This window comes from Parazoarcus sp. PS-13 R2A, from assembly GCF_057621855.1.
This window is the reverse complement of record NZ_JBYEXN010000020.1, coordinates 57,410-82,192: the sequence shown is the minus strand read 5'-3', so window position 1 is coordinate 82,192 and position 24,783 is coordinate 57,410. Positions and strand designations below refer to the sequence as shown.

The window sequence follows — 24,783 nt, the reverse complement described above, 5'->3', positions numbered from 1 at the left end:
CGAAAAGAATGAATTCAAATTCACGGCTCACGCGCGCACGAAGCTGGAGCGCGGTCATCTGCCTTGCCCTGCTTGCCGGCTGTTCGGGCACGATTCGCGACTTCGAACCCGCCCCGCCGAGCCCGGCCGAGATACGCGTACACGTTGCGCGCCTGCTGCCACCCGGCACCAAGGACCGCGAGGCCTGGGCGGCAGACGTGCAGGTCGCGTTCACCAGCCTTGAGATCACCCCGAGCGCGTCGAACCTGTGCGCTGCACTCGCGGTTGCGGAGCAGGAATCAGGCATCACTGCAGACCCACCGGTTGCCGGCCTGCCGAAGATCGCGTGGAGCGAGATCGAGCGTCGCGCCGACAGGCTCGGCATCCCCATGCTCGCAGTGCGCATTGCGCTGAAACTCCCCTCGCCCAATGGCGACTCGTATGGCGAACGGCTCGACACGGTCCGGACCGAGCGCGAGCTCAGCCTGATCTTCGAGGATTTCATCAGCATGGTGCCGCTGGGCAAGCGGCTGTTCGGCGACCTCAACCCGGTACGCACCGCAGGCGCGATGCAGGTGAGCGTCGCCTTTGCCGAGCAGCATGCAAAGCGGCGGACCTATCCTTACCTGGTCACCGACTCCATCCGGCGCGAGGTGTTCACCCGTCACGGCGGCATGTACTTCGGTATCGCCCATCTGCTCGACTACCCCGCGAGCTACGACAGTCAGCTGTACCGCTTTGCCGACTTCAATGCCGGACACTATGCCAGCCGCAATGCGGCTTTCCAGAAGGCGGTGAGTCTGGCGTCGGGGATCAGACTGGCGCTCGACGGCGACCTGATCATTCACGGCAACTCCGCATCCGAAGCCCCCGGCGCCACCGAACGCGCGGTGCGCACGCTGGGCAAGTCGATCGACATGGACGAGCGCGCCATTCGCCGCGCACTCGAGGAGGGCGATACCGAAGCGTTTGAAGACAGCCGGTTGTACAAGCGCGTCTTCGAACTGGCGGAAAAGCGCGCAGGACGCCCGCTGGCACGCGCCGTGCTGCCGCAGATCGCACTCGCCGGCCCCAAGATCAGCCGCAAGCTGACGACGGGGTGGTTCGCCAAGCGTGTCGAAACGCGCTATCGACGCTGCCTTGCGCGCGGCGGGGAGTCTGCCGATGCATAGGCTTGCACCCGTCCCCGGCATGCCGGCCGCCGGCGAACGTAACGGACTCCGCAGATGACGCCCAATCACTGGCGCCTGCCACAACTCTCGCTGCGCTTCGTCGCCGTATGGCAGCGCAACTTCCTGGTGTGGCGCAAGCTTGCGCTGCCCTCCGTGCTGGGCAATCTGGCTGATCCGGTGATCTACCTGTTCGGGCTGGGGTTCGGCATCGGCATGCTGGTACCCGAGGTGGGCGGCGTGTCCTACATCAGCTTTCTGGCGGCCGGCATGGTGTGCTACTCGACCATGAACAGCGCCACCTTCGAGGTGCTGTATTCGAGCTTTTCGCGCATGCATGTGCAGCGTACCTGGGATGCGATTCTCAACGCGCCGGTGTCGCTCGACGACGTCGTCTTTGCCGAACTGATGTGGGCGGCATCCAAGGCGCTGCTGTCGGGCGTGGCCATATTGCTGGTGGTCAGCCTCTTCGGCCTGGTCGAAACCCGCTATGCATTCTGGCTGCTGCCCCTGATCCTTCTGGTCGGACTCACATTTGGGGCGCTCGGGCTGATCGTCACCGCGCTGGCGCCGAGTTACGACTTCTTCATGTACTACTTCACCCTGTTCATCACGCCGATGATGCTGGTGTCTGGGGTATTCTTTCCTGCGGACCAGTTGCCAACCATCATCCGTGCGGCGACCACACTGCTGCCGCTGTCCCACGCCATCGAGCTCGCCCGGCCGCTGCTGCTCGGCCGCATGCCCGAGCAGATCATCCTGCATCTGCTCGTACTGATGGGCTATTGCAGCGTCGCGTTCTGGCTCGCCCTCGCGCTCACCCGGCGACGTCTGCTCAAGTAAGGCGAGGCCTGGCTAGCTGCCGTTCTTGAGCTTGGCGATGCCGATGGCGCTCATCACCACCCGCTCGTAGACCGGCTCGGTCGTGCCCTTGCGCATCTTGCGCAGGAAGTACTTCTCGAAGCCGATCTTGGCCAGGTGCACCCACTTGCCCTGACCGAACCAGTTCATGTTACGCGGCGGGATCTGCGGGATCGCCACGAAAGCTGCGCCGGTGTCGCCGAAGTCGGCCAGACACACTGCGTTCCAGGTCGCCTTCTCGGTCGCCGGTTCGCCGTCGAGCAGCGAGCGGATGTTCATGGCCGTTGCGGTGACCATTGATTCGATCATGTAGCCCGTCTTCGGCGTGCCGGTCGGCACCGGTGTCACCTCGACCGGCGGGATTGCCACACACACGCCGACCGAGAAGACATTGCGGAAAGTCGGGTTGCGCTGATGCTCGTCGATGATCACGAAGCCACGCGGATTGACCAGCCCCTCGATGCCGAACACCGCCTCGACGCCCTTGAACGCAGGCAGCATCATCGAGTACTTGAACGGCAGTTCGTGGCGGCGCTTTTCCTTGCCGTCGTCGTCATGCTCGATGACATGCATCCTGCCGTCCTCGATACGCTCCACCTTGGCGTTGCAGATCCACTTGACGTGACGCTCGCGGAAGGCGGACTCCATGATGCCCTTGGAATCACCGACCCCCGCCAGGCCCAGGTGACCGATATAGGGCTCGGAGGTGACGAAGGTCATCGGCACGCGGTCACGCAGCTTGCGTTTGCGCAGGTCGGCGTCGAGGATCATCGCGAACTCATAGGCCGGCCCGAAGCACGAGGCACCCTGCACCGCGCCGACGACAATCGGCCCCGGATCGGCAACGAAACCCTCCCATGCCTCCTCCGACGTCACCGCATGATCGACATGACACACCGACTGCGTGAAACCGCCGTGCGGCCCGAGGCCGGGCACTTCGTCGAAGGCCAGTCGTGGGCCGGTGGCGATGACGAGATAGTCGTACTCGATGCGGCGCCCATCCTCGAGCTCGAGTGCATTCTCGCCCGGTTCGACGCGCTTTGCCGCAACCGGGATGAAGTCGATATTGCGCCGGGCGAGCACTTCGGCCGGATCGACCTCGATGTCCTCGCGCGAGCGCCAGTTCACCGCCACCCAGGGGTTCGACGGCACGAAATGAAACTTGGCGTCCTTTGAAACGACGGTGATGCGGTCCTCCGGGCGCGCGTGGTCGCGCATCTCGTAGGCCATCGGCAAGCCGCCGATTCCGGCACCAATGATGACGATATGGGCCATTCTGTGTTCCTCCTCGTTATTGTTTGCTGATGCACCCGTCACGGGCGAATGAATGCCGGGAACGGTCGCGCTGCGCAGCTGACACCCGACATCGGACCGGACGGCCATGCGCGCGACCTTGAAACCCTCCGTCACCCCGGCATCACCCTGAGAATACGTCCGTATATTAGTAAGCACTAATTTTATTGACAACAACTGTCTGCGCGGCGTCGCAGCAAATACTGCGGCTCGTCCGGGATCTGTCTCAATATATGGGAATCCTCACCGCTGCTGCGGCACCGCAACGGTTGTTTGGCCCGGCGCCGGCGCCAGGCTCGCTCAAGGCAATACGAAGGGGGGCGGTCGCGGTGCGCTTAAGCGCAGCGCCCGGCATACGACGACAAATCGATCAGCGCCGGACTCTCATCCGGGCATCTTTGGCGGCAGCGTGAGCACGAATCGATGGCAGCGTCCGACCCAGTCCGAGAGATCCGAATCCGCCTCAAACCCCGGGGGATCCACATAGACATAGCCCCTCACGGGTCTTCCGGTGAAATCCATCACCCGCACATGGGGGCGGGACAGCGCCTGCTCATAGTCGTCAGGGCCAACCCTCGCCATCAGCAACTCGCCAGTGATCCCGACGAACATGTAGCCGCGGCACATGAAAGCGAGGCCGCCAAACATGCTCTTTTCGGAGATATCGCGCTCGGACTGGAGCACCTCTCGCAAGCGCTGAGCGAGACCTTCATCGTATGCCATGGGATGTTCCTGTGGTCTGCGCCATCACGCGGCAGCCGTCGCAGCGGGGGACGAGCTGCCCACCAGGCACCTGCGGAAGGGGCCTGGCGTCGATCGGTCCGGAGTCAGGACTTCTCCAGCATCTTCCGCACCGCATCCAGATGCTCGGGCTCGTTGTGGCACATGCCCTGGAAGGCGGCGCTGAGGTCGAGGAAGTCCTTCAGCTCCATGCGCTGCGCCATCTTCATCAGGCGCTTGGTCAGACGCACCGCCTTGGGCGGCTGGGCGGCGAAGCGGGCAGCGATCTCGCCGGCACGGCTCATCAGTTCCTCTGGCGCCACCACGTCGAGTACGATGCCGATCTCCCTGGCCTCGGCCGCGCCCACGATGCGCCCGCTCAGGGTCAGCTCGAAGGCACGCTGGTAGCCGATCAGGCGCTGCATGAACCACGCACCGCCGTCACCCGGGATGATGCCGAGGTTGAGGAAGGTTTCGCCGAACTTGGCCTTCTCCGAGGCGATGCGGATGTCGGCCATGTTGGCGAGATCGAAACCGGCGCCGATGGCCGGACCGTTGACCGCAGCGATGATCGGCACTTCGACCTGCTGCAGCGCCAGCGGAATGCGCTGGATGCCGCGGCGGTAGCGGGTGGCGACCTCGGCGACGTCACCGGCGAAGTCGCCGCCGCGGTCGGCCATGTCCTTGACGTTGCCGCCGGAGGAAAAGGCCGAGCCAGCGCCGGTGATGACGAGCACCGACACCTCGTCGCAGCTGTTGATCCACTCTGCGACCTTGATGATGTCCTCGATGAGGCCGGTGCCGGTCAGCGCGTTGCGCACATCGTGGCGGTTGAGGGTAAGCGTGGCGACCCGGTTGCTGACGTCCAGCAGGGCATCGGTGAGTTGGGGCAGATTCATTGTGCGGGCTCCGGCAGAATCAGAGTACGGAACGGTTGATGATGATGCGGGCATCCACGGCAGCATAGCCGTCGGGATAGGCGATCACCGGATTGAGGTCGAGCTCGGAGATCTGCGGATAGGCGCTGACGATGCCCGACACCTTGAGCAGCAGATCGACCAGCGCCGCTTTGTCGGCAGGTGGCTCGCCGCGCGCGCCTTCCAGCACCTTGCGCGCCTTGAGTTGATCGACCATCGACTCGGCATCGAGCTGCGACAACGGGATGGCACGGAAGGCAACGTCCTTGAGGATCTCGACAAAGATGCCACCCAGGCCGAACATCAGCACCGGGCCGAAGATGGGATCGCGGCTGACGCCAATGATGACCTCGGTGCCCTTCTTCGCCATCGGCGTCACCAGCACGCCGCGGATGTCCGCATTCGGATCATAGGCGCGGCACGAGCTCATGATGCTGTCGAAGGCCTGGCACAGATCGGCCTCACCGCGGAGGTTGAGCTTCACCCCGCCGGCATCGGACTTGTGCAGGATGTCCTTCGAGACCACCTTCATCACCAGCGCCTGTTCGCCGAACTGCGCGGCAACCGCAGACAGTTCATCCGCGCTGCGCACGATCACTTCCGGCGCCACATCCACACCGTGGGCACGAAGCAGGGTCTTGGCCTCGAATTCGAACAGGTCGCGACCTTCGTTCTGGGCGCGGGCGAACATCGCCTTCATGTCCTCGCTCGGCACCACCGCAGGCGCATGCGAAGCGACAGCACGACTCTTCAGGTAGATGCCGCGTTCGCCCAGGGCGGCGAGCACGCGCACCGCATGTTCGATCGAGGTATACACCGGCAGACCGGCCTCATGCAGCCGACGCAGCGCCGGCGGCTTGACCGGCGCATAGAGGCTATAGACCACCACCGCCTTGTCTATACGGCGGGCCAGTTCGATCATCGACTCCGCCCCCCGCATCTCGCCGCCAAGCAGGTCTTCGGCGAAGCGGATGCTGTAACCACCGAACATGCCGACCAGGAAGATGCTGTCCACGTTGTCGTCTTCGGCCACGATCTCCATGCATTCGGCGAGCAGCGCCGGGTTGGCATCGCTGCTGCCGGCCACGTCCACCGGATTCACCAGCGAGGCCTGGGGCAGCAGGATCTCGCCCAGGCGGCGCCGGGTGTGCTCGCTGAGTTCGGCCAGCTCAAGCCCCGCCTCGGCGAGACGGTCGGAGGCAATCGTGGCCTGACCGCCGCCGTCGGCGATCACTGCCACGCGCTTGCCCGGCGCCTTCTGCATCAGGCCAAGGCCTTCGGCCACCGGCAGGATCTCGTTGGAATGCTGCACCACGCTCACGCCCACCTGGCGCAGCAGATCGACCGTCATCGCATAGCTGCCGGCGAGCGATCCGGTGTGCGAACTGGCTGCCTTCTGACCCTGCTCGGTCGAGCCCGACTTGTACACCACCACCGGCTTCGTCGCCGAGATCTCGCGAGCCACCTCGAGGAAGCGCTGCCCATCGCGGAAGCCCTCTACATAGAGCGTTGCCACCTTGGTCTGCGGATCTTCGCCGAGATAGCGCAGATAGTCGTTGAAGCCGATATCGGTCTGGTTACCCGGACCGACGTAGGTCGAAAAGCCGACGTGACCGTTATGCTCTGCCTCCAGCACCAGGGACAGCAGCATGTTGCCCGATTGCGAGATGAAGCCGATGTCGCCTGCCTTGACGTTGGCCAGCGCGAGCAGGTTCACCTTCTTGTGCAGGTTGAACATGCCCGACGTATTCGGGCCGATCACCCGCACCCCGCCGGCACGTGCGGCGTCGAGCACCTGCTGCTCGAGCTTTGCACCTTCGGCCCCGGTTTCCTTGAAGCCGCTGGCAAGCACGATCGCGCCCTTGACCCCCTTGCGGCCGCACTCGGCGAGGATGCCCGGCACCGTGCTGGCGGGCGTGCAGATCAGCGCCAGGTCAACCGGCCCCGGCACTGCGTCGAGCGAAGCGCAGGTCTTCACCCCGAGAATCATGTCGGTCTTGGGGTTGATCGGATAGATCGCGCCACCATAGCCGTCCTTGATCAGCCCGATCATGGCCTTGTAGCCGCGCTTGGTGGGGTCGGCCGAAGCGCCGACGATGGCGATCGAGTCCGGCGCCAGAAAGTCGTGCAACGGGCTCTTCATTGGCAGCACTGCAGGCTGGTCATGCATACTCATCTCATTCTCCCTTGAATACCGGCGTGCGCTTCTCGGCAAAGGCATCGACGCCTTCCTGCCAGTCGCGCGTGGTACCAACAAACGTCATTCCTTCCAGTTCGGCAGTGAGTGCCGCATCCAGACCACGGTCGGCCGCCATGTTGAGCTGCTCCTTGGCGAGTGCCATCGAGAACGGAGCCTTGGTCGCCAGCTTGTGCGCAAATGCACGTGCCGCCTCATGAAAGCCCTCATCCGCAAAGCTGCGGTTGGCGAGGCCGATCCGCACCGCTTCCGCGCCGCCGATTCGCTCACCCAGAAAGACCAGTTCGCGTGCCTTGGCCAGCCCCACCAGCCGCGGCAGCAGCCAGGTCACCCCGCCACCGAGGAAGTTGCCGATGCTGATTTCGGGCAGGCCGATCTGCGCGCTTTCGGCCATCACGATGAAGTCGGACGCCATCGCCAGCTCGGCCCCGGCGCCCAGCGCATAGCCATTCACCGCGGCAACCACCGGCTTGCGCAACTGAATGAGGCGCTTGCACACGATCTGCTCGCCCTGCAGATACTGCCGGCGGTCAAAGGCCGTACGCCCGACCTTGTGCTCCTTGAGGTCGGCGCCAACGCAGAAGGCACGGCCTTCGCCGGTAATCAGCACGACACGTGCGTCGCCGTCGGCCTCGGCAATGCCAAGCGCCTCGTTGAACTCTTCGTAGAATTTCGCCGTGACCGCATTGAGACGGTGCGGGCGATTGAAACGGATCTCGGCAATGCCGTCCGTCATGGAATAGAGAATGTTTTCGTAGCTCATGTTTGTCCTTATTGCGTCGTAGCGACGGCGTGATTCATGTGCATCAGGCGCGCTGCGCGCTCAACGCATTTCAATGTCCAGCTTTGCGATAAATTCTTCCTGGCGCTCAAGTGACTTCAGGGCCTTGCTGCCGAGCGCCTTGGCAACAAGATTGATCAGCCCTTCGCAGAACACCACATAGGCGCCAATGCTGTTGCTGATGAAACTGCTCGAATGGGGAATGAAGAACGCGTGATCCGCGCAGGCCGTAAGCGGAGATGCGCGCGAATCCGTGATCGCGATCACCTTGATGCCGGCAGCGGATGCTGCGCGAGCGACGACCACTGCCTGCCGGCTGTAGGGGGAAACACCCGACAGCAGGAGCACGTCGCCGCGCCCCAGGTGCGCAAGCGAGGCTGCGATGCTTTGCCCCGGCCCGTCGAGCAGGCCGACTTCGGGGCGGATCAGGCCAAGGCCATAGGACAGGAAGCTCGCCACGGCATGCATCTGCCGCGCGCCGAACACGCGCACCCTGCGCGCCTGTGCCAGCAGTGCAGCAGCCGCCGTCAGATCGCCGGCTTCAAGCTGAGCCAGACAGCCGTCGATATTGCGGATCGATTCCTGCGCCAGCTGCGCCACCACCGCAAGCGGACCGTCCGCAGCGTGTACGTCATCGTCGAGCAGACGCTGCCCCTGCTCGCTGTAGAAACGCTGCTGGCCACGCGTCAGCGCGTCACGAAACACCTGCTGGAACTGGGCGAAGCTGTCATATCCGAGGCTGCGTGCGAGCCGGGACAGGGTGGAGGCATTGACCCCCACGCTGGCCGCCAGCGACATGATGCTGCTGACGGCAACCTCGTCCGGACGCTCGACCAGACTCGCGAGCACCTTGAGTGCCTTGCTGCCAAGGGAAACCTCCGCCTCGCCACGACTGATGCGGACCACGAGCTCGCGCAAGGCCTGCACCGTGGCAGGCGCCATTGCCACACTGCCTGCATTCGTTTCTTCTGCCATGCGGCCCCTTAACAGGTCTTGCTTCCTCCGCGCGGACATTGCGCATTGCGGTCGAACGATGTGGCAAAGGGAGCAAGATAGATTTGCGCAAATCATTTTGCACAGCCAATCTCAATGCAAGTTTAATTGCACAAAGAGCAATCACGCAAGCTGCAGCGCAAAAATCCGGATGCAGACCTGGCTCGCATTCGGCCCGCAACAGCAGACGAAATAGCCCGGGTCATGAAGTTAAGGAAGGGCGAAAGACGTGATGTCCATCGAGGCGCAGCGCACGCCAGGCGAGTGTTCACGGCGCACCGGACTGGGTCGCGTGCAAGCGGTTCGAACCACGCCTTGAAGCGGCCTTCGCCGACACAAGCGACGCCCTTGCAAAAGTCCTGCGTTGCGCTAGAACAAAGCAATACGGCTCAGCGCAGGGTTCAAGGTGGCCACGAGGTGGCTCTTTGCGACGTCCCTACCCCACGTCCCTACCCCGATTGGAAGGAGGCATCATGTCACTGCGTTCAATCACCTTGCTGGGACTGACCGCGCTGTTCGCGGGAAACGTTCAGGCCACCCTCTTTACCTACTCAAGCAGCTTGTCCGGCGCAGCAGAGGATCCGCCGAATGGATCGGCAGCAACCGGCACGGCAATCATCCTGTACGACGATGCTGCGCACACGCTGGTTTTCAAGATCGTTTTCGCGGACTTGAACGCCCCCGCCTCTGCCGCCCATTTGCATTGCTGCACATTGCTGCCCAAGTCGGGAAATATCGGCGTGGCGGTGACCTCCCCCTCCCTTCCCGGCTTCCCTGTTGGGTCGAGCTCGGGCACTTACAACGCGACCTTCGACCTCACGCAGGCAGCGAGCTTCAACAGCCAATTCGTCAATAGCTCAGGAGGCACCCCCGCAGCCGCCGAAGCCGCACTCGCAGCCGGACTCGCAAACGAACGCGCTTACTTCAACATCCATAACGCGATTTATCCTGCCGGTGAAATTCGCGGCTTCCCATCGAACGCAATCCCCGAGCCGGCAGTGCTGTCGCTGCTCGGACTCGGACTGCTTGCCGGCCTGAGTCTGCGCCGCCGTTCCTGACCGGAGTTCAAGGTCTCATGCGAGACAGGGCATCCTCAATGGACACCCTGTCATACCCGGGCTGCCTTGAATTTATTCCGGCACGGTAATCGCGCCGCGCCGGATCTGGTCGCGTTCGAGGGATTCGAACAAGGCCTTGAAGTTGCCTTCGCCGAAGCCATCGTCACCCTTGCGCTGGATGAACTCGAAGAACACCGGCCCGAGCAGGGTCTCGGAGAAGATCTGCAGCAGCAGACGCTGCTTGCCGCCTTCGGTACTGCCATCGAGCAGGATGCCGCGCGCCTGGAGTTCGTCCGCATTCTCGCCGTGCCCCGGCAGGCGTTCGCTCAGCATCTCGTAATAGGTGGCGGGCGGCGCCGTCATCAGCGGCACGCCTGCCGCGCGCAGCTTGTCCACGCTGCCGATGAGGTCGTCGGTGAGTAGCGCCACATGCTGGATGCCCTCGCCGTTGAACTTCATCAGGAACTCCTCGATCTGGCCCGAGCCTTTGGACGATTCCTCGTTGAGCGGGATGCGGATCTTGCCATCGGGCGCGGTCATCGCACGCGAGGTCAGGCCGGTGTACTCGCCCTTGATGTCAAAGTAGCGGATCTCGCGGAAGTTGAAGATGCGCTCGTAGAAACTGCCCCAATGGCTCATGCGGCCACGATAGACGTTGTGCGTCAGGTGGTCGATGAGCTTGAAACCGTGGCCGACCGGATGGCGATCCACGCCTTCGATGAAGTTGAAGTCGATGTCGTAGATCGAGGTGCCATCTCCGTAGCGGTCGATCAGGTACAGCGGCGCGCCGCCGATGCCCCGGATCGCAGGCAGGCGCAGCTCCATCGGGCCGGTCGGCATGTCCAGCGGCTGGGCACCGAGCTCGATTGCGCGCTTGAAGGCAAACTGCGCATCGCGCACGCGAAACGCCATGCCGCAGGCAGAAGGCCCGTGCTCGGCGGCAAAATAGGCGGGGATGCTGCGCGGCTCGCGGTTGACGATGAAGTTGATGTCGCCCTGACGATACAGCGTGACATCCTTCGAGCGATGCTGCGCCACGCGGGTGAAGCCCATCATTTCGAAAATGGGTTCGAGCACATTCGGCTTGGGCGAAGCGAATTCGACGAACTCGAAGCCCATCAGCCCCATCGGATTTTCAAACAGGTCGGTCATTGTGCTGCTCCTGATAGAGGGTCGGTAAAACCGTGGAACGGGTCGGTTTCTATCGGAACAGGGGTGGTGCACAGGGCACGCCGCGAACGCTGCGTGCGAGGTGATCTCCCACGAACAGCAGACTGCCCCGCTCACGGCGGTGCAACTGCACAGGGCAGTCGGCACGGCGGATTGCTGGGCGGCGCTTGAACATGATGTCTTCTCCGGGGGGCGTGACGCTTCTGCGAGCGCCATCGAATCTTCATCATAGTCTAATAGCTTTACCAGCATCCAACACGGCCTTTTGATCGCATCAGACCGCCTGCCCCACATCCGCCCCGAGTGCAAAGAACGTCCGCATACGCACTTTCCGCCGGAAGAAGAGGCACAATCATCCCTCGTCGCATCCACAGGAAAGGAGCCCGCCAGTGACCGATCGTGTCTTTCATGCAGACAGCTACGCACGCCAGTGCGACACCGTGGTGACCCGCAGCGAACCGGGCATCGTCGAGCTTGAGCGCACGGTGTTCTACCCCACGGGTGGCGGGCAGCCCGGCGACCGCGGCGTGCTGATCCTTGAGGACGGAAGCCGGCTGACGGTCATCGACACGATCAAGGGAGAGGGCGAAGCCATCGTGCACCGCATTGCCGACGACGCCCCCGTGCCCGCTCCGGGAACGCGGCTTCAGGCCGAGATCGACTGGGAACGGCGCTACACCCTGATGCGCTACCACACCTGCCTGCATCTGCTGTGCGCCGTGGTCGATGCGCCGGTGACCGGCGGCAGGATGGCAGAAGACAAGGCACACCTGGATTTCGACATCGACATGGAAAAGCTCGTGGCCGCAGACATCGAAGCCGCACTCAACGCCCTCATCGCGCGCGATCAGCCGGTGGAAACCGGCGCCATCAGCGACGCCGAGCTTGATGCGAATCCGGGGTTGGTGAAAACGATGTCGGTGCAGCCGCCGCGCGGCCAGGGCAGCGTGCGCACCATCCGCGTAGGCGACATCGACTATCAGCCCTGTGGCGGCACCCATTTGCGCCGGACCGGCGAGATCGGCACCGCCAGCGTGGTCAGGATCCGCTCCGAGGGCAAGCGCAACAAGCGCGTGACGATCGTGCTCGGCGGCTGAGCCGCCACGCGGCCCGATCGCTCACTGCAGGCGAAAACGCAGCAGCGCCTCACGATCCGGGATGGTCACGAAACGGCGGCTGACACTGATCAGGCCGCAATCGGAGAGCTGCTGAAAATTCCGCGACAGCGTCGCGCCGTTGATATTGAGGTAGGACGCGATGATGCCCTTCTGCGCCGGCAGCACGGTATCAACACCACCGTCGCCGTTGTCGGTGCCGTGCGCGAGCAGAAAGTCGATGGTGCGCTCCATTGCGGTATGCAGGGTCAGGGCCGCGATCTCGCGAACCCGCTCGTGCATGCGCCGCCCAAGGTGCGCCGTCACCGCAGCAGCAAAAGCCGGGCTGGAAGACTGAAGCGCGCGCAGGGCGTCGGCTGGAATCATCAGCAGGGTGGAGGACGAAAGGCTGCGGGCCGTTGCCGGCGAAGCCCGGCGGGCGAGCACCTCGACTTCGCCCACGATCTGTGGCGCGACCATGATGTCGAGCACCTTCTCGTCGCCACGCTCGTTCGCGGCAAACACCCCCACCTGACCGCTGATGACGATGTAGAGCCCGGCCGGATCCGTGCCGTTCGCGAACAGCTGCTGCGACTTGTCGAGTCGAACCAGGCGTGCCTGCTGCTCGAGCGCAGTCATTTCATCCAGCGTCAGGCACATGAACAGGGGGTGGCGCGAGAGCGCAGTCCTGCCCGCATCTTCCGGAACTGCAGCCCGCTTCCCGGCCACCTCGCGCTGCGCTGCCGACAGCAGCACCAGAATGACGATGCGGCCATTGAGCACGAGATGGGTCACGCGGGCCGCTGCGGCCCCTGGTTTCCCGTCTGTACCGACGCACTCAAGCACGCCTTCGAAGCTGCCGTGCATCAGCACTTCGCTCATCACCACCGGCAGACGTTGAACCTGGGCATCACTGAACAGGCTGGTGCCGGGGCGTCCGCCAAGCGCCCCCGCCTCGGCGCCGAAATACGCCTCGGCCGCGGCGTTGGCCTGAATCACCTCTCCGGGCAGCAAGGCTGCATCGAGTGCGACCACCAGTGCCGCGGAGCGGTCCCCGGAGATGAACGCCAGCACATCGGCTTCGCTGGCATGGAGCGCGGCGCTGCCCTGGGCGAGCGCATCCGCGAACATCAGCGGCGCGGCGGGTGCGGCCTGAGCGCGTGCGCTCGACTGCGCAGTGCTCAGGGCGACATCGGTCGCCTGTCGTGCATCGCGCAGCCGCCGGGCGAGCCCCTGATCCTCGCCACGGATATGACGAATCAGCCAGTCACCGAGAAACGCCAGCAGCTGCCGGCCGTCCGGCACCGCATCGTCGCCGAGCTCATCGGCCATGTCGCCCACGAGCGCGAGGAAGCGGTCGTGATTATGGTGGTGTGCCTGCGCGTAGGCGGGGGACAGTCCGCACAGGCTCATCAAGGCCTCTTCGGTGCTGAAATGGACTTCGGTGTAGTCTTTCAGGAAGCCCACCAGCGAACGAACCTCCTCAGCGCTGAGTTCGGACTGATCTTCCAGCCGCGCCGCGGTGGCGTTGATCATGTCGACCAGCCCCCGGTGCTGCCGGTCGATGACGTCGATTCCCGTCAACAGTGCGTCACTCCACGCCAACTCTTGCATTCAGCCACTCCCCCCGAGAATTAGGCCACGCCGCCCCCGACATGCGTCCCCGCGCAGCGGTACAAACGCAGTTTAACTTGAACGGGTGATGCCCGAAGCATCGTGCAGCGCGGCCGACGCGGTGCCAACATCGGGCGATGGCAGCACCGCCGCCGGCCTGCCGTGCGCGACTTGGTCACGATCAAGGCACACCACCCCGCCGGGTGCTAGGATTTCTCCATGGATCAGTCCCTTGCGCATGACTCGAACAGCACCCGCGATCGCCTGTCGCACCTGCTCTCGCATCTCGAAAGCGGGTTGATCGAGCGTCGACGCGCGGTACGCCTCACCCTGCTCGCGGCGCTCGCCGGCGAGCACAGCCTGCTGATCGGCCCGCCCGGCACGGCGAAGAGCGAGCTTGCCCGGCGCCTGCACACGGTGTTTGCCAACGCCCGCTACTTCGAGCGCCTGCTCACCCGCTTCTCAGTACCCGAAGAACTGTTTGGCCCACTGTCGATCAAGGCCCTCGAGGAAGACCGCTACGAGCGTCACACCGCGGGCTTCCTGCCCGACGCCTCGATTGCCTTCATCGATGAGGTATTCAAGGCCAACAGCGCAATCCTCAATGCACTGCTGACGCTGCTCAACGAGCGCGAGTTCGACAACGGCGCCGGCCGCCAGCACTGCCCGCTGATCAGCGTCGTCGGAGCCACCAATGAAGTGCCGGAGGACGAAGTCGCCGAGGCCTTTTTCGATCGGTTCCTGCTGCGGGTGCCGGTCGAGCCGGTCAGCCGTGACGGCTTCGCCCAACTGCTCGACACCGCGCACAAGGCCGACTGGACAGCCCCGCCAGCGGCGCTTCGCCTTGACGCCAACGCGCTGACGGCACTAACCCGACAGGCTGCGGCGGTGACGCTGCCGCACGCGGCGAGCACGATTCTGGCCGAACTGCGCGAGCATCTGGCCAGCCTGCAGACCTGCGTTTCCGACCGCCGCTGGGTGAAGACCGTGTGGCTGCTGCGCATGGCGGCCGCGTGCGAAGGGCGCACTGCGGTGGCGCTGTGGGACCTGCTCCTGCTGCCCTGGTGCACCGCGCCCGACGCTGCCCGCCAGGCTGCCGTCGGCACCTGGCTGCAGACGCGCATCGGCGTGAACGAGTGCTTCTCGCCGCCACGCCTAACCCGTGTGGTCGAAGCCTTCGAAGCGCAGCTCGACACCGAGCTGAAGGCCAACGACCTCGACTACGACGCGTCCGGCCGTCTGCGCTTCTCCGCCACCGAGCTCGCCGACGAAGTGGGCGATGCCAAGGGCGGCGCCGGCGCGCTGCGCATGCGCTACAGCCGCCAGCGCCGCTATGGTGCACGCCACATCGCCGCCCGCACTGGCCAGATCGACGACCTGATCAGGCGCATCGCCGGGTATGCCGAAGAACTCGCCGCGCAACGCCAGAACCTCGCCGCCTACCGCAGCACCAGCCTGTGGCTGGAGAGCGAACTGGCAGACCGGGTCGATGCAAACCTGGCGGCGGTCGCCGAAGCGCTTTCAGGCCTGCAGCAGCGCGCCGCCGCGACGCGCGAAGGCTTCACCCGTCTGCCCCGCCTGCCCGAGGGCGAAGACCACGGCACGGCGCCGGCACCCATCGCCGTGCCGCTGCAACACGACGCATGAGCATGCCTGCACCCTACCCGCTGCTGTTCGAGGCCCGCGAACAGCGCCTGGCCGTACTCGACGCGCTCGCGCGCAACTTGTGGCTGGGCGGCATGACCAATGCGCAGGGCACGCTGGAGGCCCGGCTGTCGGGGCTGAGCCTGCTTGTCGACAGTCTGCTTGCCGGCTGCCTGCCACCGCCCGCCGCGTGGCCGTGGCCGCCACCGCCGCTTGCCGCCGCCCTGTCCGCCGCCATGGCGCAGCTGGGCCTGCCCGGCTACTGCCGCGGGCAACGCGACCTCAGTGTGACCGTGGCGATGAGCATCCTCTTCCACCTCGACCTGATCGTCGATTATCGCGACCGCGGTGCAGACGAGGACACCGCCACGGCCATGGCGCTCGACGCCTTTGCCGCCGACTGGCAGGAACGCTGCGGCCAGATCGACGAACTGGTGGACGTCTTCGGCATGCTGCCCGCGGGCGACCAGAGCCTGCGCTGGGACATGATCTGCGGCCAGCTGCGCAGCGAGGGCTGGCAGGAGGTATTGCGCATCCGCCGACTGCTCGAACGCCTGCCCGAACTGGGTCGCCTGATCCGGCAGCTGGGGCGCAGCCGCCAGACCGACGAACCCGAGCGCCGCAGCCAGCGCACGGTGCCGGTCATGGAACGGGCGCTTGAGCAACACCCGCAGCCGCATGCAGTGCATGTGCCCGACCTGCCCGGCGAAACCCGCGGCATCAAGCGCTCGGATCGCATCGCCCGCATGCTGCCGGCCGAAGCCATGCTGCTCGGCCACCCGCGTCTGCGCCTGGTGTGGCATGCCCGCCGCGCCGAACGCACCCTGCTCGCTTACGAAGACGACGACCGCATGGCAGAAGTTCGCCAGCACCGCTCACCCGTGTTGCGTCCGCAACCGCGGCCCGCGCCCGACCGACGCATGGAGACGGGCCCCATGCTGATCTGCGTCGACACCTCGGGCTCGATGCAGGGTGGCGCAGAGGCCGTCGCCAAGGCCACTGTCCTCGAAGCGGTGCGCAGCGCCCACGCGCAACATCGTGCATGCCATGTGTTTGCGTTCGGCGGTCCCGACGAGCTGGTGGAAATGGAGCTCGGCGTCGACGCCGGCGGCATCGAACGCCTGATCCGCTTTCTCGGGCAGACCTTTCGCGGCGGCACCGACATCTGTGGTCCACTGGAGCGGGCGATCGAAAAACTCGACGCCGCACAATGGCGCCAGGCCGATCTGCTGCTGGCGTCGGACGGGGCATTCGGCGCCACCGCCGATGTCGTCAGCCGCCTCGATCAGGCCAAGACGACGCTGGGCTTGCGCGTTCAGGCCATCCTGATCGGCGACCGCGAAACCATCGGCCTGCTCGAACTGGCCGACGACGTCCTGTGGGTGCGCGACTGGCGTCGCTTCGGCGCATCGGATGCCGACTCGCCGGTTCATTCCAAGAGCCTCACCGCAATGTACTTCCCCGGGGCGCTGCGAAGCCCCGAAAACCGTCGCTCGACCGTTGCCGGCGACACCGCCTCTGCCGCCGTCCGTGCAGGATTGCACCGCGGCGAGCACCTTCCGGATCAGGACCAGACATGACTACCGCCAAGCCCGCACGTTTTGCGGACGACTACCTCGCCCAGCTCGAACGCTTCGCGGCCCGCAGCCCGCTGCCCCGCATCCGCGCACTGCACCTGCCGCCCGCGCAAGCCAACAACGATGGTCGTGGCGAATTCTGCGCGCTCGAACTCGACGACGGCTCGCTCGGCCTGTCCTACGTACTGCTCGACGACACCCTTGAGCGTCTGCACGCACACCCGACGCGCGCGGCCCTCACCGGCACCGATGCGCTCGACCTCGCCCGGCGCTACGCCAGCGGCAGCGGCATCGACAAGACCCTCGGCTTTGCTGCCGCCAACGCCCTGACCCGCTGCCTGTACGACCGCGCCGGCTTCCGCCCTGACGACAGCACCGACTCCATCGGCAGCCTGCAGCCCGCGCCAGGCGAAGCGATCGGCATGATCGGCCTGTTCCGCCCCCTCCTCGGCCGCATCATCGAGGCCGGTGCCAGGCTGACCGTGGTCGAACTCAAGGCCGAGCTCGCGGGCGAGCATGAAGGCTACCGGGTCACGACCGACGCCGAAACACTCGCCACCTGCACCAAGGTGGTCTCGACCAGCACGCTCCTGCTCAACGACACCCTCGACCGGATGCTCGGCTGCTGCCGCCAGGCACGCTGGTTCGCAATGATCGGCCCCAGCGCCGGTTGCCTGCCCGACGCCCTGTTCGCCCGCGGCGTCACCTTCGTCGGCGGCAGCTGGATCACCGACCCTGCAGCCTTCATCGACGCACTCAGGAGCGGAACGCGCAGCGCCAGCGCAAGCAAGTACGGCCTGACCCGCGACAACTATCCGGGCTTCGAGGCGCTGCTGGCACGCGTCTGAATTCACCCGACTGCTCCGCGATCAGGGCTGCGCCGCGCGCCTCCGGCAGGCTGGCCTGCTCGATCAGGTTCTGCTGGAACAGGCTCAGCGTGCGTTCAAGCTGGCGGATGTTTTCCTGCTGCTGCGCCAGCCGCTGCTGGTTCAGCGCATAACCCCGCACCAGATAATCCTTGAGGATGCGGTTGGCCCAGATGCGGAAGCGGGTGCCTTCTGGTGATTTGACCCGGTAGCCGACGGAGATGATGACGTCAAGGCTGTAATAGCGCGTTCTGTAATTCTTCCCATCCACAGCAGTAGTCAAGGAATCCTTGACTACGGCCTGTTCATCCAGCTCACCTTCCGAAAACACATTGCGGATATGCAAGCTAATGTTCTGCTTGGTTTTCCCGAAAAGCCCGACCATCTGAGCCTGCGTCAGCCAGACCGTTTCGCCCTCCAGGCGGACTTCGGTCGCAATTGAGCCGTCGGCAGATTGATAGATGGCAACCGGCGTTTGGGGACTGGTTTCGCTGACCATGACTGACCCCGACAAGTAACCCTACATTCCGAAAGAATGCCATCCACATTATCCTCGCTCCCCGGAATATTTCGAACCATCTTAGCTTTTTGCGCCGATGCGTCCGAACAGGGCAGCAGCGCTCCGTTGTTCGGGGCTGGTTCCAGGTCGCGTCAGCTGACGATGGTGTCCGGCGGGCGTCATCTTCCGTCCCTGCTGCCGATCGCCAGCACCGCAGAAGGCCGTCGAGTTTCAGTCGTTCGAGGCTGACGGTGATCACGTAACAGTCCATACGCATGCAGCCCTTATAATCCTGCCCAATGGACACGCTGACCGCCGACGACGGCGAAACCATCCACTTGCGTATTTCCGGCCAGGGGCGCCCGCTGGTGCTGCTGCACGGCTGGACCTCGAGCCACCGCGACTGGACGCCCTTCATCGAGCCGCTGGCGGCGCACTTCCGCATCTTTCGCTGGGATGCCCGTGGCCATGGCGGGCACGCGCCGCTGACCACCACGGTGCCGACCGTGCAGCGGATGGCGCAGGATCTGCACCTGCTGCTGGCACATCACGATTTGCGCGACGCGGTTGTCGTCGGTCACTCGATGGGCGCGCTCACGCTGTGGCAGTACGTGCGCGACTTCGGCTGCGAGCGACTGGGGCGTGCAGTCATTCTCGACCAGTCTCCACGCCTGCTGACCGACTTGAACTGGACTCTCGGTGTCTATGGCGATTTCGACGCGCAGCGCAATGAAGCCTTCATGGCTGCGCTACGCAAGGATTTTGCCGAAGCCGCACTGCGCCTGGTGGCAGACGGCCGGAACGCAGCGGCCGCACAGGCTTATGCGGAGAATACCGAGGGCATCCAGGCCATGCGTCAGCGCCTGCGAAAGCTGGCACCTGCCCCCCTGATCGCCTGCTGGGACAGCCTGACCGCGGCCGACTATCGCCCGGTGCTGGCACAGATGAACATTCCGACCTTGCTGATCTACGGCGGCGAGAGCAATTTCTACTCGACCGCCACCGCCGAGTACGTGGCCAGCCATCTGCCGAACGCGAAACTGCACATCTACGAGGGCGTGGACCATGCACCGCACCTGTGGAAGCGCGATGCGTTCATCGACGATCTGCTCGAGTTCGCGGGGATAAGCACACGCGTCTGAGTACGCGGCCGCGCCGAAGCACATCTGCCAGGGTCACGCAGAAAAGTGGCTGTTCCGCATATCGGCTATATTTCCCGATGCAGAAACCCGTCCTCAAGAGAACCATCATGTCCGAAGCACCTGCCGTCACCGAAGCCCAGATCGCCGAACTTGTGCAGGTTTTCTACGATCGGGCCCGGCTGGATGACGACCTCGGCCCGGTGTTCAACAACGCCGTCGGTGACTGGGATCACCACCTCGCGATCGTTACCGACTTCTGGTCCAACGCCCTGCTCGGCACCAAGCGCTACGCTGGCCATCCATTCCCGGTGCACATGCGCCTGCCGATCACGCGCGAGCACTTCGGCCAGTGGCTGGCGCTGTTCCGCGAAGCCGCCGAAGAGATCCTGCCCCCCGAAACCGCAAAGCTCGCCATCGGCCGCGCCGAATTCATGGCAAAGAGCTTTCGGGCGGGCCTGTTTCCCTTCGATCCGGTCGTCCCATCGTCAGCGACGCGATCAAAAGACACCCCGGCCTGAGCCGGGAAGGCGCGCGCAGCAACGCGTGCAAGCGATTTGCCGACGTTTGCAGAGCAGGACGAGCACCAAAGCCGGCGTGGAACTGGATAGAATTACAGTCATGACCCGTTCCCAGACTCCGCCCGCCACGCCTTCAGACTGGCTCGACCGCCTCAATCCCGCCCAGCGCGAAGCGGTGGAATTTGGCATCGGTCACGGCAGCGACGAGACTCCCGGCCCGCTGCTGGTCATTGCCGGCGCCGGCTCGGGCAAGACCAACACGCTGGCCCACCGCGTTGCGCGCCTGATCGTCGCCGGGGCCGACCCGGGACGCATTCTGCTGCTCACTTTCTCGCGCCGTGCGGCGGACGAAATGGGGCGACGGGTGCAACGCATTCTCGGCCAGGCTGCGGCAGACACGCCCTGGCTGGCGCAGGCCAGCCTGCAATGGTCGGGCACCTTCCACGGCATCGGCGCACGCCTGCTGCGCGAGTACGCGGGGCGCATCGGGCTGGACCCGGCATTCACCATCCACGACCGCGAAGACTCCGCCGATCTGATGAACCTCGCCCGTCACGAGGCGGGGCTCTCATCACGCAGCAAGCGCTTCCCGCAGAAAAACACCTGTCTCGCAATCTACTCGGCGGTGGTCAATACGCGTGCGCCGCTGAAGGACGTGCTGCAATCGACCTTTCCGTGGTGCGCAGAATGGGCGGACGACCTGAAAGCCCTGTTCCGCGCCTACGTCGCCGCCAAGCAGGCGCAGCAGGTGCTCGATTACGACGACCTGCTGCTGTACTGGGCGCACATGGTGGCCGATCCGGCGCTGGCAGCAGAGGTCGGCGGCCTGTTCCAGCATGTGCTGGTGGATGAATACCAGGACACCAACCACCTGCAGGCCGAGATCCTGCTGGGCATGAAGCCGGACGGGCGTGGCCTCACCGTGGTCGGTGACGATGCGCAGTCGATCTACGCCTTTCGCGGCGCCACGGTGCGCAACATCCTCGACTTTCCCGCCTGCTTCGAGCCGCCCGCCCATCGCGTGACGCTGGAACAGAACTACCGCTCCACCCGCCCCATCCTCGACGCGGCCAATGCGGTGATCGCACAGGCCAGCGAACGCTACAGCAAGGATCTGTGGTCCGAGCGCGACAGCAGCGCCCGGCCGCAACTGGTGTCGGTGCGCGACGATGCCGATCAGGCCGCTTACGTGGTCGAACGCGCGCTCGCCCGCCGTGAGGAAGGCATCCGGCTCAAGCAGCAGGCGGTGCTGTTCCGCGCCGCCAGCCACAGCGCCCGGCTGGAGATGGAGCTGACCCGGCGCAACATCCCCTTCGTGAAGTTCGGCGGGCTCAAGTTTCTCGAAGCCGCCCACGTCAAGGACGTGCTCGCGCTGCAGCGCTGGGCAGAGAACCTGCGCGACCGCGTTTCCGGATTCAGGGTCGTGCAGTTGCTGGCCGGCATCGGTCCCAAGACCGCCGGTCGCATCCTCGGCAACGTGTGTACCGCGCCCGAGGGCTGCGCCCTGCTCGCCGAGCAACCCGTGCCCGATGCGGCTCAACAGGCGTGGAACGAGTTCGCCGCGCTGGTCGAACACCTCGGCCGCGACGATGCGCCGTGGCCGACCAGCTTCGAGCTGGCCTGCCGCTGGTACGAAGCGCAGATGCCACGCCTGTACGACGATGCGGCCGTGCGTCAGGGCGACATCCAGCAGCTCGGCCGCATTGCCGCCACCTATCCCAGCCGGCAGCGCTTCCTGACCGAGCTCACACTCGACCCGCCCAGCGCCACCAGCGACGAGGCCGGCATGCCGCTGCTCGACGAGGACTACCTGATCCTGTCCACGCTGCACTCGGCCAAGGGTCAGGAATGGAACGCTGTCACCGTGCTCAACGTGGTGGATGGCTGCATTCCGTCCGACATCGCCACCCGCCACACCGCAGAGATCGAAGAAGAGCGCCGCCTGCTTTATGTCGGCATGACGCGCGCGAAGGACCACCTCGACCTCATCGTGCCGCAGCGTTTCTATGTCACCCAGCAGCAGGGCATGGGCGACCGTCATGTGTATGCCGGGCGCACCCGCTTCATTCCCAACCGCCTGCTGCCGCACTTCGAGCAGCACACGTGGCCGGAACCGCCCCCGGAACTGCGCGGCACGCCCGCATCGCGTCAGGCCGCGCTCGATCTGGCCGCGAAAATGCGCGGCATGTGGGACTGAAACCACCCGCCCTCCCGATACTCGCCTTGAAAGTCCGCCAGCGCCGACTACGCTGGATGGATGGAGAAAAGCCGGCCCGGCATCGGCGACACCCGCAGGCTCGTGCGCGGGACTGAAGATCCGCAAAGGCCCCTTCTCCAACATGCATCTGCCACACAAGGCGAGGTCCGGACCTGCCGGGCAGTTGCATCCAGACCGGGTCAAACCCGGCGTCGAGCAAGGAGCGGGCAATGAGAGAGACAAAGGAACACGGCGCTTCAGCCGAGGTGATGGAGCGTCTTCACGCCATGACGCGTGGCCGCAAGATCGTGCTTGCGGTGTTTGTCATCTGGGCGGCACAAGCCATCCCGAAATGGACCGCTGCAATCCTGGCTGATGGCGAGGCATCGGCAACGATCATGAGCTATTTCATCAAGCCACTGGGCTGAACCAGCCGCCCCACGGGGCGTATGGAAGAACGTCCGGACCGCGGCAGTCAATCGGCTGCGAGCGCGGCGCCCCCGCCTGCAGGCGACACGCCGTAAACACAGCCGCGTCCGGCGCGCTTGGCCTCGTACATGCAACCATCGGCTTCGCGGATCAGGGCTTCGAGCACCTCATGCTGCCTGCGCTCGACAACCCCGAGGCTGGCCGACAGACAGGCGGCACCGGCGTGATCCGCAACCGGCATGGCGCGGATATCCGACAGCAGGCGGACGGCCATGGCGCGGGCCTGCTCCGCACTGGTTTCCGGCAACAGCAGGATGAACTCCTCGCCCCCCCACCGCGCGGAGATGTCTCCGCGCCGGCAGTTGCGGTTCAGGGCGCCGGCAACCGCCATCAGCGCCCGATCCCCGGTTTCATGCCCATAGGTATCGTTGATCGCCTTGAAATGATCGAGATCGATCAGAATGATCGACAGCGGGCGCCCCTTGCGCACCGCGGTACTCCACACCCCGTCGGCCTGACCGAGAAAGGCGCGCCGGTTCAGCAAGCCGGTCAGCGGATCGATGCGTGACAGATGCTCGGCCTCGGTGCGTGCAGCCTGAACCAGGCGCATGCGGTAAGCCAGGGCGAGCGCCAGCAGGCTGCCCTCGAGCGCCATGCCCAGTTCCGCGGCATGAAAAAAGGCTTCGGAGTACGGCAAGCCGGCCCACACACTCGTCGCGGTCACCGCAGCCCCCGCCATCGCCACCACCGCACCGGCCAGAAAGTAACAGGCAGGCCGCCGCCCATGGCGCAGGCTCAGCACGCCGAGCCCGACCATCAGCACCGAGAACACGAGCACGAAGACAAACGCCACCACCGCTGCCGCGGTCTGCAACTGCATGGCGACAGTCAGCGCAATGCTCCCGAGTCCGGCCCGCATGAGGAGGCGCACAGCCTGCTCGGCTCGCGGATGCAACCGTCCGAGCTCGAGAAAGCTGGAAGCAAAGCGCAGCCCCGCACAGCCAAACAGCACCATCAGCACCAGCGTGAAGTACTGCTGGAAAGTGACGCTTTCCGGCCACAGCCATTCATAGCCGCGCCCCGAGTAGGAGATATTGAGCAGGATGAAGGTGGAGAGATAGAGCGCGTAGTTCAGGTGACTGCTGTCCCGCAGTCCGGCGTAGAGCATCGCGTTGTAGGCAATCAGTGCCAGCAGAAAGCCATACAGCACGCCGTAACCGTAGTCCTGGGCACGCATTGCCGCGCTTGCAGTATCCGGGCTCAGCAGGCGCACCGGTAACACCAGCGGATCGGCGGTCTCTGCGCGCATCAGGATCTCGGTGATCCCGGGCTCGAAGTCGTGATCGAAGGCGTAGCCCAGGCTTCCCAGCGGATGACGGCGGCTCGCGTCGCCATCGCCCGCAACCCACTGCGAGACCGGCACCCCGCCGCGCACGATGAAGACGTCGAGACGCTCGATCCAGGACACCCCCGCAAGCAGTCGCCGGGACACGGCACGGTCACCGCGATTGTCGACGGTCAGGTGGAACCAAGCCGGCTGCGAGCCGATACCAAATTTGGGAACCGCCACCCCTGCGCCCTTGAACGCGCCCTGGCGCTGCAGTGCCAGCGCCTCCTCCGCGGAGAACGCACTGCCATGTTCGAGCATCACTGTGCCCGCGCGCCCGAGCATCCCGGACGACAGACCGTCCAGCACGATGCCCTGCGCATGGACAGACGACACGCTCACCAACGCAAACCACAGGAGGCCGGACGCCAGCGCCGGCCGCATCGCCGCGACGCATGCGCGACGCAGGCAGAACAGCACAAAGATGGCAGTGCGGCCCGGCGTCAGCATGGCTCTGATCGGGATTTCTGGCCCCCGGGGGCCGGACCGTTCGTGAATCGTTTCAGGAATGTGCGCATCAATGCCCAGCTGCCTCATGACTGCGGTGTGCCGCACGACACAAGCCGCAAATCATATTTCATAAACCCACGCAAATGCAGTGGATTTAAGTTTTAGCGAGACCGAATGCATCAGTTTGTGCACAAATACAACGCCCAGCAGAATGACGCTGGGGACGGG

The 24,783-nt window shown here is 64.9% G+C and carries 21 protein-coding genes; 11 read left to right on the top strand and 10 right to left on the bottom strand.

Going from position 1 to position 24,783, the window contains the following annotated elements; translation table 11 throughout:
- The first annotated feature begins 8 nt into the window (after window positions 1-8).
- Complete coding sequence (locus tag AC22G6_RS17090; protein ID WP_487367772.1) at window positions 9-1,151, top strand: DUF1615 domain-containing protein; 1,143 nt, start codon at window positions 9-11, stop codon at window positions 1,149-1,151.
- A gap of 54 nt (window positions 1,152-1,205) precedes the next feature.
- Window positions 1,206-1,991 carry an ABC transporter permease gene (locus AC22G6_RS17085; RefSeq protein WP_487367771.1) on the top strand — a complete coding sequence of 262 codons (786 nt, stop codon included), beginning with the start codon at window positions 1,206-1,208 and terminating at the stop codon, window positions 1,989-1,991.
- Between the two features lie 12 nt (window positions 1,992-2,003).
- Here AC22G6_RS17085 and AC22G6_RS17080 read toward each other — a convergent pair whose 3' ends face one another.
- The 6 genes from AC22G6_RS17080 to AC22G6_RS17055 all read right to left on the bottom strand — a co-directional run bounded on the left by AC22G6_RS17080 (window position 2,004) and on the right by AC22G6_RS17055 (window position 8,892).
- Entirely contained in the window at window positions 2,004-3,284 is a 1,281-nt protein-coding gene (locus tag AC22G6_RS17080) for an NAD(P)/FAD-dependent oxidoreductase (protein ID WP_487367770.1), read from the bottom strand.
- A 402-nt stretch (window positions 3,285-3,686) separates the two neighbouring features.
- The gene (locus tag AC22G6_RS17075; RefSeq protein ID WP_487367769.1) at window positions 3,687-4,025 is read right to left on the bottom strand and encodes a TfoX/Sxy family protein; all 339 of its coding nucleotides are present in this window, start codon (window positions 4,023-4,025) and stop codon (window positions 3,687-3,689) included.
- A 104-nt stretch (window positions 4,026-4,129) separates the two neighbouring features.
- Window positions 4,130-4,921, bottom strand: a complete 792-nt coding sequence (locus AC22G6_RS17070; RefSeq protein ID WP_487367768.1) for an enoyl-CoA hydratase-related protein — start codon at window positions 4,919-4,921, stop codon at window positions 4,130-4,132.
- Between the two features lie 19 nt (window positions 4,922-4,940).
- Entirely contained in the window at window positions 4,941-7,115 is a 2,175-nt protein-coding gene (locus tag AC22G6_RS17065; RefSeq protein WP_487367767.1) for an acetate--CoA ligase family protein, read from the bottom strand.
- Between the two features lies 1 nt (window position 7,116).
- Window positions 7,117-7,899, bottom strand: a complete 783-nt coding sequence (locus AC22G6_RS17060; protein ID WP_487367766.1) for an enoyl-CoA hydratase/isomerase family protein — start codon at window positions 7,897-7,899, stop codon at window positions 7,117-7,119.
- 60 nt (window positions 7,900-7,959) lie between these two features.
- Window positions 7,960-8,892 carry a MurR/RpiR family transcriptional regulator gene (locus AC22G6_RS17055; RefSeq protein ID WP_487367765.1) on the bottom strand — a complete coding sequence of 311 codons (933 nt, stop codon included), beginning with the start codon at window positions 8,890-8,892 and terminating at the stop codon, window positions 7,960-7,962.
- A gap of 491 nt (window positions 8,893-9,383) precedes the next feature.
- Here AC22G6_RS17055 and AC22G6_RS17050 point away from each other — a divergent pair, with 491 nt between their 5' ends.
- Window positions 9,384-9,968: a CHRD domain-containing protein gene (locus AC22G6_RS17050; RefSeq protein WP_487367764.1), complete on the top strand. Its 585-nt coding sequence runs from the start codon at window positions 9,384-9,386 to the stop codon at window positions 9,966-9,968.
- A 72-nt stretch (window positions 9,969-10,040) separates the two neighbouring features.
- On the opposite strand, the gene hppD is transcribed toward AC22G6_RS17050, so the two are convergent.
- Window positions 10,041-11,120, bottom strand: coding sequence for a 4-hydroxyphenylpyruvate dioxygenase (gene hppD / locus AC22G6_RS17045; RefSeq protein ID WP_108972214.1), 1,080 nt, complete (start codon window positions 11,118-11,120; stop codon window positions 10,041-10,043).
- A gap of 407 nt (window positions 11,121-11,527) precedes the next feature.
- Between hppD and AC22G6_RS17040 the strand changes: the two genes are divergently transcribed.
- Window positions 11,528-12,235 carry an alanyl-tRNA editing protein gene (locus AC22G6_RS17040; protein ID WP_487367763.1) on the top strand — a complete coding sequence of 236 codons (708 nt, stop codon included), beginning with the start codon at window positions 11,528-11,530 and terminating at the stop codon, window positions 12,233-12,235.
- Between the two features lie 21 nt (window positions 12,236-12,256).
- Here AC22G6_RS17040 and AC22G6_RS17035 read toward each other — a convergent pair whose 3' ends face one another.
- Complete coding sequence (locus AC22G6_RS17035; protein WP_487367762.1) at window positions 12,257-13,846, bottom strand: bacteriohemerythrin; 1,590 nt, start codon at window positions 13,844-13,846, stop codon at window positions 12,257-12,259.
- A 219-nt stretch (window positions 13,847-14,065) separates the two neighbouring features.
- Between AC22G6_RS17035 and AC22G6_RS17030 the strand changes: the two genes are divergently transcribed.
- The 3 genes from AC22G6_RS17030 to AC22G6_RS17020 are packed head-to-tail and all read left to right on the top strand — an operon-like array spanning window position 14,066 to window position 17,915.
- Window positions 14,066-15,493: an AAA family ATPase gene (locus AC22G6_RS17030; RefSeq protein ID WP_487367761.1), complete on the top strand. Its 1,428-nt coding sequence runs from the start codon at window positions 14,066-14,068 to the stop codon at window positions 15,491-15,493.
- Window positions 15,490-17,070 carry a VWA domain-containing protein gene (locus AC22G6_RS17025; protein WP_487367760.1) on the top strand — a complete coding sequence of 527 codons (1,581 nt, stop codon included), beginning with the start codon at window positions 15,490-15,492 and terminating at the stop codon, window positions 17,068-17,070. Before AC22G6_RS17030 ends, AC22G6_RS17025 begins: the two co-directional genes overlap by 4 nt.
- Entirely contained in the window at window positions 17,067-17,915 is an 849-nt protein-coding gene (locus tag AC22G6_RS17020) for a Rossmann-like domain-containing protein (protein WP_487367759.1), read from the top strand. The genes AC22G6_RS17025 and AC22G6_RS17020 overlap by 4 nt, the downstream gene beginning before the upstream one ends.
- On the opposite strand, the gene AC22G6_RS17015 is transcribed toward AC22G6_RS17020, so the two are convergent.
- A complete protein-coding gene (locus AC22G6_RS17015) occupies window positions 17,824-18,432 on the bottom strand; it encodes a virulence RhuM family protein (RefSeq protein WP_487367758.1) in 609 nt (202 codons plus the stop codon). The two genes, AC22G6_RS17020 and AC22G6_RS17015, sit on opposite strands and share 92 nt — an antisense overlap.
- 299 nt (window positions 18,433-18,731) lie before the next feature.
- Between AC22G6_RS17015 and AC22G6_RS17010 the strand changes: the two genes are divergently transcribed.
- From AC22G6_RS17010 to AC22G6_RS16995, 4 genes are all read left to right on the top strand, one after another.
- Complete coding sequence (locus AC22G6_RS17010; protein WP_487367757.1) at window positions 18,732-19,574, top strand: alpha/beta fold hydrolase; 843 nt, start codon at window positions 18,732-18,734, stop codon at window positions 19,572-19,574.
- A gap of 107 nt (window positions 19,575-19,681) precedes the next feature.
- Window positions 19,682-20,092 (top strand): group III truncated hemoglobin, encoded by a 411-nt coding sequence (locus AC22G6_RS17005; protein WP_108951484.1) that lies wholly within the window; start codon window positions 19,682-19,684, stop codon window positions 20,090-20,092.
- 100 nt (window positions 20,093-20,192) lie between these two features.
- Window positions 20,193-22,289 carry an ATP-dependent helicase gene (locus AC22G6_RS17000; RefSeq protein WP_487367756.1) on the top strand — a complete coding sequence of 699 codons (2,097 nt, stop codon included), beginning with the start codon at window positions 20,193-20,195 and terminating at the stop codon, window positions 22,287-22,289.
- 230 nt (window positions 22,290-22,519) lie between these two features.
- The gene (locus AC22G6_RS16995; protein ID WP_108972204.1) at window positions 22,520-22,717 is read left to right on the top strand and encodes a hypothetical protein; all 198 of its coding nucleotides are present in this window, start codon (window positions 22,520-22,522) and stop codon (window positions 22,715-22,717) included.
- 47 nt (window positions 22,718-22,764) lie between these two features.
- On the opposite strand, the gene AC22G6_RS16990 is transcribed toward AC22G6_RS16995, so the two are convergent.
- Window positions 22,765-24,555, bottom strand: a complete 1,791-nt coding sequence (locus AC22G6_RS16990; protein ID WP_487367755.1) for a diguanylate cyclase — start codon at window positions 24,553-24,555, stop codon at window positions 22,765-22,767.
- Window positions 24,556-24,783: the final 228 nt, after the last annotated feature.

What these genes read in the sequence shown, in the direction of transcription:
- hppD (WP_108972214.1), bottom strand. Translation starts at nt 11,120, where the DNA reads ATGACCGACCTGTTTGAAAATCCGATGGGGCTGATGGGCTTCGAGTTC.
- AC22G6_RS17090 (WP_487367772.1), top strand. Translation starts at nt 9, where the DNA reads ATGAATTCAAATTCACGGCTCACGCGCGCACGAAGCTGGAGCGCGGTC.
- AC22G6_RS16995 (WP_108972204.1), top strand. Translation starts at nt 22,520, where the DNA reads ATGAGAGAGACAAAGGAACACGGCGCTTCAGCCGAGGTGATGGAGCGT.
- AC22G6_RS17025 (WP_487367760.1), top strand. Translation starts at nt 15,490, where the DNA reads ATGAGCATGCCTGCACCCTACCCGCTGCTGTTCGAGGCCCGCGAACAG.
- AC22G6_RS17055 (WP_487367765.1), bottom strand. Translation starts at nt 8,892, where the DNA reads ATGGCAGAAGAAACGAATGCAGGCAGTGTGGCAATGGCGCCTGCCACG.
- AC22G6_RS17035 (WP_487367762.1), bottom strand. Translation starts at nt 13,846, where the DNA reads ATGCAAGAGTTGGCGTGGAGTGACGCACTGTTGACGGGAATCGACGTC.
- AC22G6_RS17010 (WP_487367757.1), top strand. Translation starts at nt 18,732, where the DNA reads ATGGACACGCTGACCGCCGACGACGGCGAAACCATCCACTTGCGTATT.
- AC22G6_RS17020 (WP_487367759.1), top strand. Translation starts at nt 17,067, where the DNA reads ATGACTACCGCCAAGCCCGCACGTTTTGCGGACGACTACCTCGCCCAG.
- AC22G6_RS16990 (WP_487367755.1), bottom strand. Translation starts at nt 24,555, where the DNA reads ATGCTGACGCCGGGCCGCACTGCCATCTTTGTGCTGTTCTGCCTGCGT.
- AC22G6_RS17070 (WP_487367768.1), bottom strand. Translation starts at nt 4,921, where the DNA reads ATGAATCTGCCCCAACTCACCGATGCCCTGCTGGACGTCAGCAACCGG.
- AC22G6_RS17085 (WP_487367771.1), top strand. Translation starts at nt 1,206, where the DNA reads ATGACGCCCAATCACTGGCGCCTGCCACAACTCTCGCTGCGCTTCGTC.
- AC22G6_RS17075 (WP_487367769.1), bottom strand. Translation starts at nt 4,025, where the DNA reads ATGGCATACGATGAAGGTCTCGCTCAGCGCTTGCGAGAGGTGCTCCAG.
- AC22G6_RS17030 (WP_487367761.1), top strand. Translation starts at nt 14,066, where the DNA reads ATGGATCAGTCCCTTGCGCATGACTCGAACAGCACCCGCGATCGCCTG.
- AC22G6_RS17080 (WP_487367770.1), bottom strand. Translation starts at nt 3,284, where the DNA reads ATGGCCCATATCGTCATCATTGGTGCCGGAATCGGCGGCTTGCCGATG.
- AC22G6_RS17065 (WP_487367767.1), bottom strand. Translation starts at nt 7,115, where the DNA reads ATGAGTATGCATGACCAGCCTGCAGTGCTGCCAATGAAGAGCCCGTTG.
- AC22G6_RS17005 (WP_108951484.1), top strand. Translation starts at nt 19,682, where the DNA reads ATGTCCGAAGCACCTGCCGTCACCGAAGCCCAGATCGCCGAACTTGTG.
- AC22G6_RS17015 (WP_487367758.1), bottom strand. Translation starts at nt 18,432, where the DNA reads ATGGTCAGCGAAACCAGTCCCCAAACGCCGGTTGCCATCTATCAATCT.
- AC22G6_RS17060 (WP_487367766.1), bottom strand. Translation starts at nt 7,899, where the DNA reads ATGAGCTACGAAAACATTCTCTATTCCATGACGGACGGCATTGCCGAG.
- AC22G6_RS17050 (WP_487367764.1), top strand. Translation starts at nt 9,384, where the DNA reads ATGTCACTGCGTTCAATCACCTTGCTGGGACTGACCGCGCTGTTCGCG.
- AC22G6_RS17000 (WP_487367756.1), top strand. Translation starts at nt 20,193, where the DNA reads ATGACCCGTTCCCAGACTCCGCCCGCCACGCCTTCAGACTGGCTCGAC.